The organism is Streptomyces sp. NBC_00237 (genome assembly GCF_026342435.1).
Taxonomy (GTDB): domain Bacteria; phylum Actinomycetota; class Actinomycetes; order Streptomycetales; family Streptomycetaceae; genus Streptomyces.
In genome coordinates this window covers 297,406-317,030 of the sequence record NZ_JAPEMT010000002.1, presented here as the reverse complement: position 1 = coordinate 317,030, position 19,625 = coordinate 297,406, and the positions used below count along the sequence as shown (strand labels likewise).

General features: G+C 71.4%; 13 protein-coding genes. 8 read left to right on the top strand and 5 right to left on the bottom strand.

The genetic code is table 11. The features are described from left to right. The first annotated feature begins 20 nt into the window (after positions 1–20). On the top strand, positions 21–983 hold the full coding sequence (locus OG897_RS15765) for a GlxA family transcriptional regulator (protein WP_266657275.1): 963 nt from the start codon (positions 21–23) through the stop codon (positions 981–983). A gap of 97 nt (positions 984–1,080) precedes the next feature. Here the strand turns inward: OG897_RS15765 and OG897_RS15760 are convergent, their stop codons facing one another. Next, a complete protein-coding gene (locus OG897_RS15760; protein ID WP_266657273.1) occupies positions 1,081–1,896 on the bottom strand; it encodes an AraC family transcriptional regulator in 816 nt (271 codons plus the stop codon). Between the two features lie 84 nt (positions 1,897–1,980). Here OG897_RS15760 and OG897_RS15755 point away from each other — a divergent pair, with 84 nt between their 5' ends. After that, entirely contained in the window at positions 1,981–3,012 is a 1,032-nt protein-coding gene (locus tag OG897_RS15755) for an MBL fold metallo-hydrolase (protein WP_266657271.1), read from the top strand. 25 nt (positions 3,013–3,037) lie between these two features. On the opposite strand, the gene sph is transcribed toward OG897_RS15755, so the two are convergent. Beyond that, positions 3,038–3,976, bottom strand: coding sequence for a sphingomyelin phosphodiesterase (gene sph / locus OG897_RS15750; RefSeq protein WP_266660202.1), 939 nt, complete (start codon positions 3,974–3,976; stop codon positions 3,038–3,040). 234 nt (positions 3,977–4,210) lie between these two features. Further along, on the bottom strand, positions 4,211–5,707 hold the full coding sequence (locus OG897_RS15745) for an aldehyde dehydrogenase family protein (protein ID WP_266657269.1): 1,497 nt from the start codon (positions 5,705–5,707) through the stop codon (positions 4,211–4,213). 225 nt (positions 5,708–5,932) lie between these two features. On the opposite strand from OG897_RS15745, the gene OG897_RS15740 reads away from it, so the two are divergent. Continuing rightward, entirely contained in the window at positions 5,933–6,829 is an 897-nt protein-coding gene (locus OG897_RS15740) for an oxygenase MpaB family protein (protein WP_266657267.1), read from the top strand. Between the two features lie 81 nt (positions 6,830–6,910). On the opposite strand, the gene OG897_RS15735 is transcribed toward OG897_RS15740, so the two are convergent. Continuing rightward, the gene (locus tag OG897_RS15735) at positions 6,911–8,419 is read right to left on the bottom strand and encodes a M1 family metallopeptidase (RefSeq protein ID WP_266657265.1); all 1,509 of its coding nucleotides are present in this window, start codon (positions 8,417–8,419) and stop codon (positions 6,911–6,913) included. 200 nt (positions 8,420–8,619) lie between these two features. On the opposite strand from OG897_RS15735, the gene OG897_RS15730 reads away from it, so the two are divergent. The 5 genes from OG897_RS15730 to OG897_RS15710 all read left to right on the top strand — a co-directional run bounded on the left by OG897_RS15730 (position 8,620) and on the right by OG897_RS15710 (position 16,973). Next, complete coding sequence (locus OG897_RS15730; protein WP_266657263.1) at positions 8,620–10,629, top strand: Xaa-Pro dipeptidyl-peptidase; 2,010 nt, start codon at positions 8,620–8,622, stop codon at positions 10,627–10,629. After that, a complete protein-coding gene (locus OG897_RS15725) occupies positions 10,626–11,915 on the top strand; it encodes a M14 family metallocarboxypeptidase (protein ID WP_266657261.1) in 1,290 nt (429 codons plus the stop codon). Before OG897_RS15730 ends, OG897_RS15725 begins: the two co-directional genes overlap by 4 nt. A gap of 69 nt (positions 11,916–11,984) precedes the next feature. Next, positions 11,985–13,754, top strand: a complete 1,770-nt coding sequence (locus OG897_RS15720; protein WP_266657259.1) for a BCCT family transporter — start codon at positions 11,985–11,987, stop codon at positions 13,752–13,754. A gap of 229 nt (positions 13,755–13,983) precedes the next feature. After that, complete coding sequence (locus tag OG897_RS15715) at positions 13,984–15,039, top strand: oxidoreductase (RefSeq protein ID WP_266657257.1); 1,056 nt, start codon at positions 13,984–13,986, stop codon at positions 15,037–15,039. Between the two features lie 296 nt (positions 15,040–15,335). Continuing rightward, entirely contained in the window at positions 15,336–16,973 is a 1,638-nt protein-coding gene (locus tag OG897_RS15710; protein ID WP_266657255.1) for an ABC-F family ATP-binding cassette domain-containing protein, read from the top strand. A gap of 133 nt (positions 16,974–17,106) precedes the next feature. On the opposite strand, the gene OG897_RS15705 is transcribed toward OG897_RS15710, so the two are convergent. Next, on the bottom strand, positions 17,107–19,539 hold the full coding sequence (locus tag OG897_RS15705) for a Tex family protein (RefSeq protein ID WP_266657253.1): 2,433 nt from the start codon (positions 19,537–19,539) through the stop codon (positions 17,107–17,109). Positions 19,540–19,625 lie beyond the last annotated feature (86 nt).

Here is a 19,625-nt window from a genome sequence, read left to right as displayed (position 1 = left end):
AATCGTGCCAGACTGCGGTCATGGCATCTCAAGAGCCCTTCCTCCGCGTCGCCGCGTACGCCCCGCCCGGCGTCGGCATGCTCGCCGTGGGGGTGGTCGCGGAGGTCTTCGACCCTCGGCCGGGGCTGCCCGCGTTCGACTTCGCCCTGTGCACGGAACGGCCGGGGGAGGTGCGCACCGATCTCGGGGTTCCGCTGACCGTGGGCGAGGGGCTGGAGCGGATGGACTCCGCCGATCTGGTGCTCGCGCTGCCGTGGGCGGACTTCAGGACGCCGCCGCCGGAGGCCGTACTCGACGCGTTCGCGGCGGCCCATCGGCGGGGCGCGCTGGTGGCGGCGCACTGCGTGGGGGCGTTCACGCTGGCTGCGGCGGGGCTGCTGGACGGGCGCAGGGCCACCACGCACTGGCGGTTCGCCGCACTGCTGGCGGGACGCCATCCCGAGGTCCGGGTGCAGGCCGAGGACCTGTACGTCGACGAGGGGGCGGTCGTCACCGGGGCGGGTGCGGCGGCGGGGTTCGACCTGTGCCTGCATCTCGTACGGCGTGAACACGGCGCGGCGGTGGCCAACGCGCTGGCCCGGGACCTGGTGCTGCCGTCGCACCGGGAGGGCGGGCAGGCCCAGTACCTGGCGGCTCCCGTCGCGGAGGAGTGCCGGGACGACCGGCTCGCCGAGGTGCTGGAGTGGGCGCGGCAGAACCTCCACGAGCCGCTGTCCGTCGGGGACTTGGCGGGGCGGGCGCTGATGAGCCGACGGTCCTTCGCACGACGGTTCGTCGTTGCGACGGGTACCACGCCGCACGCGTGGCTGGTCAACGTGCGGCTGACGGCGGCGGAGGAACTCCTGGAGACGACGGACCTGGCGGTGGAGGAGGTGGCCCGACGGGTCGGGTACGGGAGCGCGGCGGTGCTGAGGGAGCAGTTCGTCCGGCGGAGGGGCGTTCCACCGAGGTCCTACCGCCGCTCCTTCGCGCGAGCGCGATAGGGGCACCTCCCCCCGCCCACGCAGCGATCGGACACGCGGCCACCGGCAGCAGCAGGTCCGGCGAAACCCCTGCGGGCCCGGTGCGCGCGAAGCTCCTTCACGCGCCCTTCAGCAACCCCCGGATCCTTCCCGGCGGGACCCCCGCCGCCTCCCGCACCACCCGCGTCATGTGCGACTGGTCGCTGAACCCCGACTCCACCGCCAGCCCACCCAGATCCGTCTCCCCCTGGGCGAGCCTCTCCAGCACCCGCTCCACCCGCAGCCGGTTGCGGTACCGGGCCAGCGGCACGCCGGTGCCCGCCCGGAAGATCCGGCTCAGATGGTGTGGGGAGCAGCCCACCTCCCGGCCGAGTGCCGTCAGCCCGATCCCGAGGTCCTGGGCGAGGGCCCCGCGCGCCGCGTCCACCAGGGCCGTGCGCGCGGCGGCCGTGCGGCGGGGGCGGCCGGACGCCAACCGCTCGGGAGCGAGCTGCGCCAGGATCCGTACCGTCAGATCCGTGCAGAGGTCGGCCAGTTCGAAGTGATCCGCTCCCGCTGCCGCCCGGCCGAGCAGCACGCGGTGGGCGAACGACACGTCCGGCGTGCAGTAGGCCAGGCCCTCCGGGACCCGGGGGTCGCCGCCGAGGAGCGCCGCGAGGGACGGCTCGTCGACCACGATCTCGGTGTACGCGTCGGACCCGTACGGATGCGCGAACTGCTGTTCCCTGCCCGCCCGTTCCACGAACACGCTCGCCGGGTCGATCAGCCGCTCCGCCCCGTCGACCCGGCTGCGGAACACCCCGCGCCGCACCAGCACCAGCCCGAACACCTCCGAGGCCCTGGGCGCGGTCCAGCCGCAGCCGGGATCCTCGCACCGCACTCCCGCGAGGTGCAGCCCTTCCCCGTCCAGATGAGTCCGGCGCTCCACCGGCATGGTCCGCTCCTCCCGCAGGGGCCCGCCGCCAACCGCGCAAGAATGTGCAAGCCGCGCCCGAGGGCCAGGCGACAGCATGACGCCATGACCCGACACAGTCCACCCAGCGCACGCGCCCCGCACGGCGGCCCGTCCGCCGAAGACCACGGCGGCCCGTCCGGCGAAGGCCCCGCCCGTCGTACCGTCCTGCGCACAGCCGCCGCGACCGCGTTCTCGGCAGCGGCCCTCTGGGCGGACGCGGCCCCGGCCGGCGCCGCCGCAGCGGCCGGAACCGCCGCGACCGGCCGCATCGTCCGTCACCGCGCGGGCCCCTTCGAGGTCCTGGCCCTGCTCGACGTGCACGGCCCGTTCCCCGGCAGGCGGACCGACCACTTCACGGGTGCCACCGCCGACGACTGGGCCCGCGCGAAACGCATCGATCCGCGCGCCTTCGGGCCCGCCGACACCTGGGAACTGGACTTCCGCTGCTACGCGGTCCGCAGGCCCGGCGGCCGGGTCACGCTCGTCGACACGGGAGTGGGCCCGGCCGACTCTCCCGCCGCCCCCTGGGCGCCCGTCCCCGGCCACCTGCCGCAGGTGCTGGCCGAGGCCGGAATCCGGCGGCGCGACGTGGACACCGTGGTCCTCACCCACCTGCACGAGGACCACTACGGCTGGTCGGTCTCACCTGCGGGCGAACCGATGTTCCCGGAGGCCCGCTACGTCCTCCAGCGTGCCGAGACCGAGGCCGTCCCGGAGACGGACACCGCGCACCGCTACGTCCTCGCGCCACTGCGCCGCACCGGGCAGCTTCACGAAGTGGACGGCAGGACAAGGCTGTTCAGGCCGGGAAAGGGCCGCTCGGGTGCGATCACCCTGCTGCCCACGCCCGGACACACCCCCGGCCACCAGTCCGTCCTGGTCGACGGCGGAGCGGGCGGCGACCGCCGGATCATGGTCACGGGCGACGTACTCGTGCACGCGGTACAGCTCGTCGACCCCGCCGTCGCGTACCGGTTCGAGAAGGACGCCGATGCGGCCCGGCACAGTCGTGAGCAACTGCTCCGAGAAGCACGGGCGGGCCGTGCGCTGCTCGCCACGGCCCACCTCAACACCACGTTCCTGCGCGCCCCTTGAAGGACTCGTACCCGGTGACGGGCCGTCAGCGCGCGGAGCCCACCACCGGATAGTGATCACTCAGGTTCGTGTAGGTGTACGACTTCCCCCAGCTCGACACCGTCCACGGTGCGCTCTGCTCCTTGATCACGTCGTTGTTCCACCCGTCGGGACGCACGTGCCCCGTCCGTGCCAGGACGTAGTCCAGGTCCTCGCGCGGGTCGTTGGGGTACCGCTCCGCCGCGATCGAGTTGTCGTCCGTGTCGAAGGAGTACGTGTGCCCGGTACGGGAGGCGGCCCCGTCGAGCCCTCCGTCCGCCAGCATCGACGCGTACTCCGCGCTGTGCGAGTCGACATTCAGGTCGCCCGCCACCAGCACCTGCTCCGAAGCCGGAATCTTCTTCGCGTCCAGGAAGGCGTCGAGCTCCTTCAGCTGGGCACTCCGCTTCGCCGCCGCCTCGCCCGCCTTGCAGCCCGGGTCCGTCGACTGGAGGTGCGTGCCGACCACGTGCACCTTCACGCCGTTCACGTCGAGGACGACGTACGCGAAGCCCTTGTTCGAGAACCAGTCGCTCCCGCACGCCTGCTTGTAGACGAACTGCTCCTTCCGCACGATCGGCCACTTGCTGTAGACGGTCACCCCGCCGTCCTCCCCGGACGTCGCCGAGTACGCACCCCCGGTGGCGTCCCAGCCGCTCTTGCTCCGCCCGACGACCGGGCTCTGGTACGGGTACTGGGCCGCCGCGTTGCGCCCCAGCGCGTCGGAAGCGGAGTTGTCGAACGCCTCCTGGAGGACGACCACGTCGTGCCCCTGGAAGAAGGGCGCCGCCGGAATCGCCTTCGCGCGGAAGTCCTGGCCCCAGTTGGGGTACAGGCTCTTGCTGAAGATGAAGGCGTTGTACGAGAGCACGCTGAGCTTCGGCGTATCGGCCGAGGCGCCGGGGGCGACCGGAGCCGCCATGGCACCCGGAACGGCGGTCGCCAGCGTGGCCGCCGCAGCCACCGCAGTCGCGGCAGCGGTCAGCACGCGCCGCCGGGCGGAACGCGACGGATGCGACGAACGCGAGGAAATCGGCACAGAGTTCTCCCGTGAAAGGTGTGGGGCGAGAGGTGCGTTACGCACTGGTGCCGCACATAAAACCAGCCGGAGTTACTTCCCGGTAGACAACGTGCAACCCCCACACCTCGTCACCCCCACCATCAGGGTTCTCACACACCCTTACCGCCACGCATGCAGCTTTCGTCCCAGTTCCACCACCCGCTCCGCCGCCTCCCGCGACGTCGCGAACGACGTCAGGTCCGCCCCGCCCCCGATCCGCCGCCGCACGGTGATCGACCGCGCCGAGGCGAAGGCCCGCAGCCCCTCCGCGCCGTGGACGCGCCCGTACCCCGATTCCCCCGCCCCGCCGAACGGCAGCGACGGCACCGAAGCGAACCCGAGCACGGAGCCCACCGACACCGCGCCCGCGCGCAGCCGCTCCGCCACCGCCAGCCCCTCCTTCCGCGAGCCGGTGAACACGCTCGCCCCGAGTGAGTACGCCGACGCGTTCGTCCGCTCCACCGCCTCGTCCAGGTCCCGCACCGCGTTCACCGCCACCATCGGCCCGAACGTCTCCTCCCGCATCGCCGCCGCGTCCTCGGCCACCCCCACCAGCACCACCGGGTGCACGAACGGCGCACGCAGCGACTCGGGGCCGCCCAGCGGGGCGTGCGCGCCACCGGCCAGCGCCTCCTTCATGTGCCGCTCCACCACCGCCAGTTGGGCCGGACGCGTCATCGGTCCGTACTCCTGACCCGGTGTCAGCTCCCGCGCCTTGCGGACGATCCGCTCCACCAGTTCCCCGTGCACCGACGCGACCGCGTACACCCGCTCGACGCCCGCACAGGTCTGGCCCGCGTTCGCCATCGCGCCCCAGACGATCGCGTTCGCCGCCGCCTCCAGATCCGCGTCCGCGCCCACCAGTACCGCGTCCTTGCCCCCGCACTCCGCGAGCAGCGGCGTCAGCGTCCGCGCACACGCCTCGGCGACCTTCCGCGCGGTGCCGGGCGACCCGGTGAAGGCCACCTTGTCGATCCCCGCCGCCTCCGCGAGCGCCGCCCCCGTGTCGCCGAACCCGGTCACCACCGAGAACAGGCCGCCGAATTCGGCGGGCACGGCCTCCGCGAACGACGAGGCGAGCAACTCGCCGACCCCCGGCGTCAGTTCGGACGGCTTGAAGACGATCCCGTTGCCCGCCGCGAGGGCGTACCCGATCGACCCCATCGGCGTGAACACCGGGTAGTTCCACGGGCCGATCACCCCCACCACGCCCACCGGCTTGTACGCCAGCAGTGCCCGCTGATGGAACGCCCCGGCCCCCGACGGCACCCGCCGCCGCCCGAGCACCCGGCGCGCGTTGCGTGCCGCCCAGTCCACGTGGACCAGCGCGAGCAGGACCTCGGCCCGCGCGTCGTGCACCGGCTTCCCGGTCTCCGCCGACACCACCTCGGCCACCTCGTCCATCCGCCGGGCCAGCGAACGCTTCCAGGCCAGCAGTGCCGCCCGTCGCCCGTCCCACCCGGCGAAGGCCCAGCGCCGCGCCGCCGCCCGGGAGCCCAGCACCGCGTCCCGTACCTCGCCGGGGCCGTGCACCGGATGCGTACCGAGGACCGAACCGTCCACGGGGGAGAGGGACTCGAAGGTCTTGCCGGTGTTCGCCGGGGTCTGGGAGGGCATCAGAACTCCTCGGGAGTGGTGGCGGTGGACGGACGGACCGTGCCCGTCTCGTGACAGCCTGCACCCGTACGGCCCTCGGGTGGAAGCGGGGCACCGGTCACCGGTCCCCGCTTCGCCGCCCCCCTCGGTCCGTGCCGCCCCGCCCGTCGCATACTGGATCACGGACAAACCCGACACGAACAGCCCCGGGGCCCCACCCGCCCCCGACCGCGAGGGAGCCGCCCCATGCGGACCGAACCCGGCCCACCCGCCACCGGCCGCACGGCCGGACCGCACACGGCCCCCTCCCCGCCCCCGCCCGGCGGCATCCTGTGGTCCGTCGCGGGCGACGTCCGCGCCCTCCTGATGCTGCCCGCCGCCCTGACCATGCAGGTCGCCCACCCGGCGATCGGTGCCGGCGTTGACGAGCACTCCGTCTTCCGCACCGACCCGTGGGGACGCGGCGAACGCTCGCTGCGGTCGGTGATGCTCTGGGTGTACGGGGGAGAGGCCGCCGCCGAAGAGGGCCGCAGGCTGCGCACCCTGCACAAGGCGATCACGGGCACGGACGCGCACGGCCGGAAGTACCACGCGCTGACCCCCGCCTACTACGCCTGGGTGCACGCCACGGGCTTCCCCTGCTACCAGCACGCCCTGCGCCTCCTCCACCGCCCGCTCACCGAAACCCAGGAGCGGCAGCTGTACGCGGAGTGGCTCCAGGTCGGCCGCGTCCTCGGCATCCACGACCGGGACATGCCGCAGACCGTCGAGGAATTCTGGCCCTACTACCGCAAGATGCTCGCCGAGGAGATCGAACGTACGTCTGTCGTACGGGAGTTGACCGACCCGGGTCAGAAGGTGCCGCCGCCGGACCGGGGCCCGCTGCCGGTGCGCCTGCTGCTGCGCACCCTGTGGCCCGTACTGCTGCCGCCGCTCGCCGCCTTCCGCTCCTTCGTGACGGTCGGCTACCTGCCGCCCGACGCGCGCGAGGCGCTGGGGCTCGCGTGGTCACCCGCACAGGAGCGCAGGCTGCGCCGCTTCAGCAGGGCCGTGCGCGTCCTCGTACCCCTGCTGCCGGAACGGCTGCGGTATCTGCCGATGGCGCGCAGGGCCAGGGCGCAGCACCGCGCCGCCGCCCACTGACGCACGACGTACGTACGACAGCGGGCGACGGCGCGGACGACCGGTCAAGCGGACACGGCTGCCGGTCCGAAGGCCGGACGATCAGTGGTCGTGGATCGTGTTCGTCTCGGCGATCTTCTTCCACGACTTCGGCGGCACCGGCTTGGCCGCCGGGGAGGCGGCGAGGCCGCGCGCGACCTTCGACTCGGCCGCGGCCGGAGCGGCGGGCTTCTCCGGCTGGTACAGCCAGGTGTCGAAGAGCTCCGCGAGGGGCTTCTTGGAGATCTTCTCCGCGTACTTCACGAAGTCGGAGACCTTGGCGTTGCCGTACTTGAACTGGGTCGGCCAGCCCTTGAGGATCTGGAAGAACGCGTCGTCACCGACCTCGTTGCGCAGCGCCTGGAGGGCCAGCGCCCCCCGGTCGTAGACAGCGATGTCGAACTGCTTGTCCGCGCCCGGGTCACCCGGCTTGACCTGCCAGAACGGGTCCTCGGCCGGACGCGTGGAGTAGAGGTAGTCGGCCAGCTCCTGCGCCGTGCCCTCGCCCTCCTTCTCCGACCACAGCCACTGGCTGTAGCGGGCGAAGCCCTCGTTGACCCAGATGTCCTTCCAGTGGTGCACCGAGACGCTGTCGCCGTACCACTGGTGGGCCAGCTCGTGCACGACCACCGAGACGTTCGCGCCGTTGGCGAACTGGCGCGGGCTGTAGAACGGACGGGTCTGTGTCTCCAGCGCGAAACCGCTGGTCACGTTGGGTACGTAACCGCCGATCGCGTTGAAGGGGTAGGGGCCGTAGATCCCCTCCAGCCACTCCGTGACCTCGGTCGAACGCTCGATGCTCGCGCGCGCCGCACCGTCGTTGTCGCCGAGGTCCTTGCTGTACGCGTTGAGGACCGGCAGCCCGGACGACGTCTTGTCGGTGGTGATGTCGAACTTGCCGACGGCGAGCGTGGTCAGGTAGCTGGCCTGCGGCTTGTTGGAGCGCCAGGCGAAGCGGGTCCAGCCGAGCTTCGAGCTCTTCGACTGGAGGACGCCGTTGGAGATGGCCTGGTGGCCGTCCGGGACGGAGACCGACACGTCGTACGTGGCCTTGTCGAGCGGGTGGTCGTTGCTCGGGAACCACCAGGCGGCCGAGTCCGGCTCCTGCGCGGCGACGCCGCCGTCCGGGGTGCGGGCCCAGGCGGTGTACCCGCCGATCTTCACCTCGGAGGGCTTGCCCGCGTACTTGACGACGATCGAGAGGAAGGTGCCCTTCTGGAGCGGCGCGGCCGGGGTGATGACCAGCTCCTGCTCGCCCTCCTTGGCGAACTTCGCGAGCTTCCCGTTCACCCGCACCTCGCTGACCGCGAGCCCCAGGTCCAGGTTGAACCGCGACAGGTCTTGCTTGGCGGTCGCGTTCAGCGTCGCCGTGCCCTCAAGGAGGTCCGTCGTGGGCTGGTACTTCAGCCGCAGGTCGTAGTGCGACACGTCGTACCCGCCGTTGCCGCTGGCCGGGTAGTACGGGTCGCCGATGCCCGGGGCGCCGGGGGAGAAGGAAGCGGCCGATGCCGGGATCGCCAGCAGCATGGTGGCCGCGGCGAGAACGCCCGGGGCGAGGTATCTGCGGTGCACGAGTGCTCCAAGTGGTCAGGGGGTGCGACGTGTTGGCACTCTATTCAGCCCCTTGGCCACCAGTCATGTCCATGGTTGCTGCTGTCACACGATTGCCATACGGCCGACATGACCACCCGCACCCCATTTGCCGCCACAGCCTTTTACCGTCTCTGTACTGCCCTCTTTTGCGCGGGAGTTGACCGCGTTACCGTCCGGCCATGCCGATACCAGCGCGGGCCGGGCGCCCGAGACGCCGCTCCCTCGTTCCTCTGACCGTGGCCGCGATGACGGCCGTCCTGCTGGCCCCGGCGGGCTCCGCGCAGGGCGCGGACGCACCGTCGCCCCCCACGGAGGCCGCGGCGAGACCCACCGAGAGCAGACCCGTCTATGCGTACGACAACGCCGTCCGCGAGTCCGTCTGGGTCGACACCCGCATCGACGGCGACAAGGACGGCAGGACCGACCGGGTGGCCGTCGACATCGTCCGGCCCCGCGAACTCGACCGCTCCGGCCGCCGCATCCCCGTCATCATGGACGCCAGCCCGTACTACCGGTGCTGCGGACGCGGCAACGAGAGCCAGAAGAAGACGTACGACGCCAACGGCAAGCCGCTCCAGCTCCCCCTCTTCTACGACAACTACTTCGTGCCGCGCGGCTACGGCTACGTCGCCGTCGACTTCACCGGTACGAGCCGCTCCGACGGCTGCGTCGACATCGGCGGCCGCTCCGAGATCGCCTCCGCCAAGGCCGTGATCGACTGGCTGAACGGGCGCGGCACCGGCTACACCACCCGTACCGGAAACGACCGCACCCGCGCCTCCTGGTCCAACGGCGACACCGGCATGATCGGCAAGAGCTGGGACGGCACCATCGCCAACGGCACCGCCGCCACCGGCGTCGAGGGCCTCAAGACCATCGTGCCGATCGGCGCGATCTCCTCCTGGTACGACTACTACTTCCAGCAGGGCGCCGACCTCTACGACGGCGGACCCGAGGACCTCGCGGCGGGCATCGAGAACGCCGAGTACGCCCAGCGCTGCGCCCCGACGAAGAAGTACCTGTCCGACAACGCGCCCCTCAACGGCGACGTCACCGCGATGTGGGCCGACCGCGACTTCGTGCCCGACGCCCGCAAGGTGAAGGCCAGCGTCTTCGCCGTGCACGGCCAGCAGGACCTCAACGTCCGCATGCGCAACTTCGGCACCTGGTGGAACGCCCTCGCGAAGCAGGGCGTCGACCGCAAGGTGTGGCTGTCGCAGACCGGTCACGTCGACCCGTTCGACTTCCGGCGTGCCGAGTGGGTGCGGACGCTCCACCGCTGGTTCGACCACGAGCTCATGGGCTACGACAACGGCGTCGACCGCGAACCCATGGCCGACATCGAGCGCGCCCCCGACCAGTGGTCCACCGACAAGGTCTGGCCGCCGCGCTCCACCGAGTCCACCAAGGTCCGCCCGGACAACGGCAGTTCACCCGGCGTCGGCACCCTCTCCCTCAAGCCCGCCGAGCCCGGCGCCAAGGAGACCTTCACCGACAATCCGGCCCTCGACGAGGACACCTGGGCCGCGAAGATCGACACCGGCACCCCGGAGAAGGCGGGCTTCGCCACCAAGCCGCTCTCCCGCGACCTGCGCCTGTCCGGCACCGGAAAGGTCACCCTCAAGGTGACCCCCTCCACCGCCAGCGCCAACCTCAGCGCGGTCCTCGTCGACCTCGGCCCCGACACCATCCGCGACTACGCGGCACGGGGCGAGGGCATCACCACCCTCACCACCCGCAGCTGCTGGGGCGCGAGCACCGCCGCCGACAGCGCCTGCTTCAAGGACACCCGGGCCAACACCAAGGCCGTCGACCACACCGTCTTCAGCCGGGGCTGGGCGAGCCTCGCCCACTACCGGGGCGACGGAAAGGCCCGTCCGCTCACCCCCGGCACGACGTACGAGATCACCATCGACCTCGCCGCGTCCGACCACGTGGTCCCGGCCGGCCACCGGCTCGCCCTGATCGTCGGCGGCACGGACGCGGGCCTCGTCGAAGCCCCGGACAGCCGCCCCACGGTCGACATCTCGCTCTCCGGCACGTCGGCGAGGCTGCCCGTCGTCGGCGGTGAACGGGCCTTCGCCCGCGCCACCTCCGGCAACAGTCAGGCCGCCCCGCTCTCGCCGGGCGCGCGCGACTCCGTCCCCGTACCGCAGAACCTGTCCCGACTCCCGGGGGAGACCCGATGAAGGTACGCGTCCTCGGCACCCTGCTGGGCACGGCGGCCCTCGCCGTCCCCCTGCTGTCCGCCCCCGCGCACGGCGCGGACACCGGCCGCACCGCTCCTCCCCGTACCGGATTCGAATCCTCCAACGGTGCCCGCTGGACCACCCAGCCCGAGGAGCAGGACTTCCTGCGGGCCGTCGACGGGGCCAGCGCCCGCACCACCCTCACCACCATCGGCACCACCAAAGAAGGCCGCCCCGTCCAGCTCGTCCGCATCGCGGAACGCCCCCGCACCACCTCCACCGTGCTTCTCATCTGTAGCCAGCACGGCAACGAGCCCGCCGGACGGGAGGCGTGTCTCAGCCGGGTCCGCGACCTGGCGTACGCCACCGACCGCAAGACCCGGGACTTCCTGCGCGGCACCACCGTCCTGGTCGTGCCGACCGCCAACCCGGACGGCCGCGCCGCGAACACCCGGGGCAACTCCGACGGCGTCGACATCAACCGCGACCACATCGCACTCGCCACCGCCGAGGGCCGCGCCATGGCCGCCGTACTGCGCGACCGCAAGCCCGACCTGGTCTACGACCTGCACGAATACGGCTCCACCCCGAAGGTCTACGACAAGGACCTCTTCGACCTCTGGCCGCGCAACCTCAACACCGACCCGCACCTCCACGCCGAGTCGCAGAAGCTCTCCGACCGCTACGTCCGCCCCACCGCCCACGCCTCCGGCTTCACCACCGGTACGTACGGCATCTGGACCGACCCGGTCACCGGCGAGCCCACCCAGCAGGTGGCGGGCGACGGCCAGGAGCGCATCCTGCGCAACGCCTCCGGCATCAAGCACTCCGCGGGCCTGCTCATCGAGAGCCGCGTCGACGCCCTGACCGAAGCCGAACAGAAGGACGAGGCCCTCAACCAACGCCGCCGCGTCGCCTCCCACCTCACCTCCCTCGACGGCGCTCTCCGGTACGCCGCCGAGCGCCGCGTGCCCCTCGCGCTGGCCACCACGCACGCCCGTCTGGCCGGTTTCGCCGACCGGGGCCCGGTCTACCTCGGCGGAGCGGACAACGACCCCGCCGAGCCGTCCGAAATCCTGGCCGACCCGCCCTGCCGCTACGTGCTGACGAAGGATCAGATCGCGGACGTACGGGACGAACTGGCCCTGCACGGCGTCGCGTTCAAGTCCACGGCGAGCGGCGCCCACGTTCCCCTGCGGCAGTCCCAGCGTGCCCTGATCCCCCTCCTCCTCGACTCCAGGGCGACATACCCCCTCACGAAGGGAAAATCCGACACGCACTGCTAGCTGGCTGTGACGCGCGTCACCTCTGGTACGGGTAGCGGCAGGGAATCTCCCCACCCGAAAGGTGACCACGTGTCCCACGACGACCAGCCGTCGGGCGACGGCCGGGCAGCTTCGCCACTCATGGCGGATCTGCCCGGCAGCCCGCACGCCACCCACAGGCCACGGACCGACCGGATCGTGTTCGGCGTCACCGCCGCGCTCACGCTCGGGTTCGTGCTCTGGGGGGCCATCGCCACCAAGTCCCTGGAAGACGCCTCCAGCACGCTCCTCAACGGCCTCATCCACAACGGCGGCTGGGCGTTCATACTGGCCGCGTCCGCCTTCGTCGTCTTCGCCCTGTGGCTCGCGGTGAGCCGCTACGGCAAGATCACGCTCGGCGACGAGGGCGAGAAGCCCGAGTTCAAGACCATCTCGTGGGTCGCGATGATGTTCAGCGCGGGCATGGGCATCGGCCTGATGTTCTACGGCGTCAGCGAACCACTGGGCCACTTCTCCTCCCCGCCCCCCGGCACGCATCCCGCCAACGCGGCGGAAGCCATGCAGACCGCCATGGCCACCACCCTCTTCCACTGGACCCTGCACCCGTGGGCGATCTACGCGGTGGTCGGCCTGGCCATCGCGTACAGCACCTTCCGCCGTCGCCGCCGCCAGACCATCAGCGCGGTCTTCACCCCGCTCATCGGGGAGAAGCACGCCAACGGAGGCGTCGGCCGCTTCATCGACATCCTCGCCATCTTCGCGACCCTCTTCGGCTCGGCGGCATCGCTCGGCCTGGGCGCGCTCCAGATCGCCAGCGGAATGAAGGAGCTCGGCTGGATGGAGAAGGCGGGCACCGGCCTCCTCATCTCCATCATCGCCGTCCTCACCGTCGCCTTCGTCGCCTCGGCCGTCTCGGGCGTCGAGAAGGGCATCCAGTGGCTGTCCAACACCAACATGGTGCTGGCCCTGCTCCTGGTGGTCTTCGTCTTCGTCGCGGGCCCCACGGTCATCGTCCTCGACCTCCTGCCGACCTCCATCGGCGCCTACCTCGGCGACCTCCCGCAGCTGATCGGCCGTACAGAAGCCACCGGCGGCAAGGACGTCGCGACGTGGCTGGGCAGCTGGACTGTCTTCTACTGGGCGTGGTGGATCTCCTGGACGCCCTTCGTCGGCATGTTCATCGCCCGCATCAGCCGGGGCCGCACCATCCGCCAGTTCGTCGGCGGCGTCATCCTGGTCCCCAGCACCGTCAGCCTGATCTGGTTCGCGGTCTTCGGCGGTACGGCGATGAAGATGAAGGCCGCGGGCAACCTGCCCGACGAAGCGACCCCCGAGGGCCAGCTCTTCGGCCTCCTCCACGAATTTCCCATCGCCACCGCCACCAGCATCCTCGTCATGATCCTCGTCGGCATCTTCTTCGTCTCGGGCGCCGACGCGGCCTCCATCGTGATGGGCACGCTTTCCCAGCAGGGCTCCTTCGAACCGACCAAACCGGTCGTCGTCTTCTGGGGCGTGGTGACGGGCGCGGTCGCGGCGATCATGCTCCTGATCGGCGACGGCGGCGGAGACGCCCTGAAGGGCCTCCAGAACCTGACCATCCTGGTCGCGGCTCCCTTCGCCGTGGTCATGGTCGGAATGTGCTGGGCCCTGATGCGCGACCTGCGGCGCGACCCGCTGATCGTGCGCGGCGAACTGGGGGTTGAGGCGGTCGGGGCGGCCGTCGTCGAAGGCCACGAGAAGTACGACGGCGACTTCGAAATCCAGATCGGCCCGGGCACGGGCGACTCCAGCCTCTCCGACACGCTTAGCCCTTCCGGCACATCCAGCCCTTCTGGAAACTCCAGCCCCTCCGGCGTTTGAGGAGCGGGGGTCCGGGGGCAGCGCCCCCGGCAGTAACCGCAACCAGAACCCCAGCCCCGCGGCCAGCGGTTTAGGTGAAGGGGCGGGGCTGGGGTCATCCCGCCTGTCCCCTCGGGCCCCACCCACCTCAAGACCCTCCCGGCCGGGAGCAAGGACCCTCCCGGCCGGGAAGGGCCGAATTTCCCGAGGTCCCGCACACAACCACCCCGCCACGGGGAATACTCACCTCATGCCTGCCGCGCACGCGACCTTCGGACTGGCCCCGGCCATCCGAGCCGGGGGAGTCCTGACCAACGGGGTCTACCAACTCCACCGCGACTTCATGGACTTCGTCGTCGACGGCCACCCCCTCCTCCACCAGCTCTCGGACCTCGACGCCGTCTCCCCCCTCGCCTCCGACGTCCCGCCCGCGATCTTCGTCACGCACGTCCGCAGACTCCTCCTGGAGGCCGCACCCCCACTCCCGGACAACCGGTACGTGATCTACGGCTGCCCCGAGTGCGAGGGCCTCGAATGCGGAGCGGTCACCGCCGTCATAGAGCAGCAGGGCTCCGACGTCGTCTGGCGCGACTTCGCCTGGCAGACCACGGAGACGGTCGACCTCGACCGTGACGGCTACCACGGCATCGGCCCGTACCGCTTCGACGCCGTCCAGTACCGCACCGAACTCTCCCGCCTCCTCCCACCCGACGCACCCGACGCACCGGCCGGAGCCGACCCCACCGAACCCCTCCTCCGCCGCCGCGTCCTCCTCATCGGCAACCGGGTCGCCGTCCTCGCCAAGCTGGCCGCAGCACTCCGTACGATCAACATCGGCGCGGAGATCGCCGAGGACGCCGACCGCGTTCCCCCGGACGAGATCCGCACCTACGGCACGGTCGTCTTCGGCCGCACCATCGCCGAACACCAGAAGGAAGCCGTCCGGGCCGCCTTCGCCCGAGCAGGCGTCGAACCCACCTACCTCGACGGCCTGGCCCCGATAATCCCCGTCCTCGTCGCCCAGATCGAACACGCCCTGGACCCGAGTCCGCCCGAACAGCGCCGCCTGACCCGCCTGGTCGCCGCGGACGACGAAGCAGGCGTCGAGGTCACCTCGACCTGCCGCGTCCAGCTCTACGCCTACCGCCAGGACCGCCTGCACCGTACGCACGCCCAGGTGGTCTTCGAGGGACTCCTGGAAGCGGGCAGGCACCGCATCCCCCTGGACGGAAAGGCCACCCGCGGCCAGTCGTACATCGTGGCCCGCACCATGGGCGCAGTCCTGGTCACCCCCATGGCCCGCTGACCCCTCCAGCGGCTTCCCCCTCGGGCGGCACCCCCTTCCGCTACCGCTAGCCCCTGGGGCTCCGCTTCCGCCTAGCCCCCTTGGGCTCCGCCTTGCCCCGCCCCCTTGGGCGGCGGGGCCGCCCCCCGGGGGCGGAACGGGCGGGCAAGGGGGCGGCCCCCTCGCTCCGGGCCCACCCCGGAGCACCCCCGCCCCACCCCGGCACCGGCCGCACCCCTCGCAAAGGCCCCGCCCCGCCCCACCTGCGCCGACCCCCCAGAAAGCCACCCCCCGCCTCGATTAGGATCAGCCACCTCATGACTGCAACCCTCGTCGCCAAAGACCTCGCCGCCGGCCACGGCGACCGCACCCTCTTCTCCGGCCTCGACCTGGTCATCGCCCCCGGCGACGTGATCGGTCTCGTCGGAGTCAACGGTGCGGGCAAGTCCACCCTCCTCCGCCTCCTCGCTGGCCTGGACACCCCGGAGGGCGGTGAGCTCCGCCTCTCCCCGCCCACCGCCACGGTCGGCCACCTCCCGCAGGAGCCCGAGCGCCGCGAGGGCGAGACGGTACGGGACTTCCTCGCCCGCCGCACCGGAGTGGCCGCGGCCCAGCTCGCCCTGGACACCGCGACGCAGGCCCTCGTCGACGGTGCCCCCGGCGCGGACGACGCGTACGCGACCGGCCTCGACCGCTGGCTCGACCTCGGCGGCGCCGACCTCGACGAGCGCGCCGAGGAGGTCGCGGCGACCCTCGGCCTGACCATCGGCCTCGACCAGCCCATGACCGGCCTCTCCGGCGGCCAGGCCGCCCGCGCTGGCCTCGCCTCGCTACTCCTCTCCCGGTACGACGTCTTCCTCCTCGACGAGCCCACGAACGACCTCGACCTGGACGGCCTCGACCGTCTGGAGTCCTTCGTGAAGGGCCTGCGCGCGGGCACCGTCGTGATCTCCCACGACCGCGAGTTCCTCACCCGCACGGTCACCAAGGTCCTCGAACTCGACCTCGCCCAGCAGCAGATCAAGCTGTACGGCGGCGGCTACGACGCGTACCTGGAGGAGCGGGACACCGCCCGCCGTCACGCCCGCGAGGAGTACGACGAGTTCGCCGACAAGAAGGCGGCGCTGGAGGGCCGGGCGCAGATGCAGCGCGGCTGGATGGACAAGGGTGTGCGCAACGCGCGCCGCAAGTCCACCGACGGCGACAAGCTCGGCCGCAACATGCGCAGCGAGTCGAGCGAGAAGCAGGCCGCGAAGGCCCGCCAGACGCAGCGCATGATCGAGCGCCTCGACGTGGTCGAAGAGCCCCGCAAGGAGTGGGAGCTGCGCATGGAGATCGCCTCGGCCCCCCGCTCCGGAGCCGTCGTCTCGACGATGCGTCACGCCACCGTCCAACGGGGCGACTTCACCTTCGGCCCGGTCTCCCTCCAGATCGACTGGGCCGACCGCGTCGCCATCACGGGCGCCAACGGCTCCGGAAAGTCAACCCTGTTGGCCGCCATGCTCGGCCGTCTCCCCCTCGACTCGGGGGACTCCACTCTCGGCCCGGGCGTCGTCGTCGGCGAGGTCGACCAGGCCCGCGGCCTCTTCTACGGGGCGGAGACCCTCCTGGACGCCTTCTCCGCCGCAGTCCCCGACACGGAACCGGCCGAAGTCCGTACGCTCCTCGCCAAGTTCGGCCTCAAGGCCGACCACGTGAGGCGCCCCGCCACCACCCTCTCCCCGGGCGAACGCACCCGCGCGGCCCTCGCCCTCCTCCAGGGCCGAGGCGTGAACCTCCTGGTCCTGGACGAGCCGACCAACCACCTGGACCTCCCCGCCATCGAACAACTGGAGTCCGCCCTCGACTCCTACGAGGGAACCCTCCTCCTGGTCACCCACGACCGCCGCATGCTGGACGCGGTCCACGTCACCCGCCGGGTACAGGTGACAGAGGGCAAGGTCACCGAGGCATAACCCGAGGGTGCCCCTGGATGTCCCCGCAGGGGGCCATCCAGGGGCACGGGGCGGGAAGGGAACCCGCCGCAGGCGGCCTGAAGACCAACCCAGCCCGCCCCGCGCAGCGAAACCGCCTCCCGCTCCGGAGCCCTCAGCCCCGCTTGCCCCGATCCACCAGCCCCGCCTTCCTCAAGGCATCGGCCATCGCGCTGTTCGCAGGTGCCGGAGCCGACGAAGGCCGCCCGCCGCTCTGGCCACCCTGCCGCGCGGCGCCGCCCTGGCCCCGCCCCTGCCCACGCCCACCGCCACCGGCACGGGAACCGCCACCGCCGGCCTCACCCCGCCGCTGCTGCGGGGCCCTCCCCTCCGTACCCCCGGAGGAGCGGGACGACGAGGCCGAACCCCCCACCTCGTCCTCCAACCTCAGCGTCAGCGAAATCCGCTTTCGCGGAATATCGACCTCCATCACCTTCACCCGCACCACGTCCCCCGACTTCACCACATCCCGAGGGTCCTTCACGAAGTTCTTCGACAACGCCGAAACGTGCACCAACCCATCCTGGTGCACCCCGACATCCACGAACGCTCCGAACGCCGCCACATTCGTGACGACTCCCTCCAGCACCATTCCCGGCACCAGATCGCCGAGCTTCTCGACGCCCTCCTTGAAGGTGGCCGTCTTGAAAGCAGGCCGAGGGTCGCGCCCCGGCTTCTCCAGCTCCCGCAGAATGTCGGACACCGTCGGCAGCCCGAACTTCTCGTTCACGAACGCGTCCGGCCGAAGCCCCCGCACCACGGCCACATTCCCCACCAGGGACTCCACCCCCGAGGCCTTCGTCATGGCGCGCACCACCGGATACGCCTCCGGGTGCACGCTCGACGCGTCCAGCGGGTCCTCGCCGCCCCGGATGCGCAGGAACCCCGCACACTGCTCGTACGCCTTGGGCCCGAGCCGTGCCACGTCCTTCAGCGCCTTCCGCGAGCGGAAAGGACCGTTCGCGTCCCGGTGCGCGACGATGTTCTCCGCGAGCCCCGACCCGATGCCCGAAACCCGCGAAAGCAGCGGCGCGGACGCCGTATTGACATCCACCCCCACCCCATTCACACAGTCCTCGACCACCGCGTCCAGCGACCGCGACAACTTCACTTCCGACAGGTCGTGCTGGTACTGCCCGACCCCGATGGACTTCGGGTCGATCTTCACCAGTTCCGCCAGCGGATCCTGAAGCCGCCGCGCGATGGAAACAGCCCCGCGCAGCGAAACGTCCATGTCCGGCAATTCCTGCGAAGCAAAAGCAGAAGCCGAATAGACGGAAGCTCCCGCCTCCGACACCATCACCTTCGTCAGCTTCAACTCAGGATGCTTCGCGATCAGTTCACCGGCCAGCTTGTCGGTCTCCCGCGAAGCCGTCCCGTTCCCGATCGCGATCAGGTCGACCGCGTGCTCCTTCGCCAGCCGCGCCAGCTTCCCGAGCGCCTCGTCCCACCGGTTGGCGGGCACGTGCGGATGAATGACGTCCGTGGCGACGACCTTGCCCGTCGCGTCCACCACCGCGACCTTCACGCCCGTACGGAACCCGGGGTCGAGCCCCAGCGTCGCCCGCGTCCCGGCCGGTGCCGCGAGCAGCAGGTCGCGCAGGTTCGCCGCGAAGACCCGTACCGCCTCGTCCTCGGCCGCCGTACGCAGCCGCAGCCGCAGGTCGATCCCCAGGTGCACCAGCACCCTGGTCCGCCACGCCCAACGCACCGTGTCCAGAAGCCACTTGTCGCCGGGCCGCCCCCGGTCGGAGATCCCGAACCGCCGGGCGATCATGCCCTCGTACGCACTCGGACCCGGAGCCTCGCCCGGCTCCTCCGGCTCCAGCACCAGATCGAGTACGTCCTCCTTCTCGCCGCGCAGCATCGCCAGCACCCGGTGCGAGGGCAGCGCGGTGAACGGTTCCGCGAAGTCGAAGTAGTCGGCGAACTTCGCGCCCGCCTCCTCCTTGCCCTCCCGTACCTTCGCGGCGAGGCGCCCACGCGTCCACATCCGCTCGCGGACCTCGCCGATCAGGTCAGCGTCCTCCGAGAACTTCTCGGTCAGGATCGACCGGGCGCCTTCCAGTGCGGCGGCGGCGTCGGCGACCCCCTTGTCCGCGTCCACGAACGCGGCAGCCGCCACGGCCGGGTCGACCGACGGGTCACCGAGCAGCCCCTCCGCCAGCGGAGCCAGCCCCGCCTCCCGGGCGATCTGCGCCTTCGTACGGCGCTTGGGCTTGAAGGGGAGGTAGATGTCCTCCAGCCGGGCCTTGGTCTCGGCGGCCAGGATCCGCGCCTCCAGGGCGGCGTCCAGCTTGCCCTGCTCCCGTACGGAATCGAGGATCGCCGACCGGCGGTCCTCCAGCTCGCGCAGATACCGCAGCCGCTCCTCCAACGTGCGCAGCTGCGCATCGTCGAGCATCTCGGTCGCTTCCTTGCGGTAGCGCGCGATGAACGGCACGGTCGAGCCGCCGTCGAGCAGCTCGACGGCGGCCTTGACCTGGCGCTCCTTGACGCCGAGTTCCCCGGCGATCCTGCTTTCGATGCTTTCGATGGACGTCGTCACGGTGTTACCGACTCGCCTTCTCCTGCGGGCAGTGCATGGTGCACCTCACGGCTGCGTCACCGAGGGTGCACCTGCATTCTGCCGTG

What these genes read in the sequence shown, in the direction of transcription:
- OG897_RS15765 (WP_266657275.1), top strand. Translation starts at nt 21, where the DNA reads ATGGCATCTCAAGAGCCCTTCCTCCGCGTCGCCGCGTACGCCCCGCCC.
- OG897_RS15760 (WP_266657273.1), bottom strand. Translation starts at nt 1,896, where the DNA reads ATGCCGGTGGAGCGCCGGACTCATCTGGACGGGGAAGGGCTGCACCTC.
- OG897_RS15755 (WP_266657271.1), top strand. Translation starts at nt 1,981, where the DNA reads ATGACCCGACACAGTCCACCCAGCGCACGCGCCCCGCACGGCGGCCCG.
- OG897_RS15745 (WP_266657269.1), bottom strand. Translation starts at nt 5,707, where the DNA reads ATGCCCTCCCAGACCCCGGCGAACACCGGCAAGACCTTCGAGTCCCTC.
- OG897_RS15740 (WP_266657267.1), top strand. Translation starts at nt 5,933, where the DNA reads ATGCGGACCGAACCCGGCCCACCCGCCACCGGCCGCACGGCCGGACCG.
- OG897_RS15730 (WP_266657263.1), top strand. Translation starts at nt 8,620, where the DNA reads ATGCCGATACCAGCGCGGGCCGGGCGCCCGAGACGCCGCTCCCTCGTT.
- OG897_RS15725 (WP_266657261.1), top strand. Translation starts at nt 10,626, where the DNA reads ATGAAGGTACGCGTCCTCGGCACCCTGCTGGGCACGGCGGCCCTCGCC.
- OG897_RS15715 (WP_266657257.1), top strand. Translation starts at nt 13,984, where the DNA reads ATGCCTGCCGCGCACGCGACCTTCGGACTGGCCCCGGCCATCCGAGCC.
- OG897_RS15710 (WP_266657255.1), top strand. Translation starts at nt 15,336, where the DNA reads ATGACTGCAACCCTCGTCGCCAAAGACCTCGCCGCCGGCCACGGCGAC.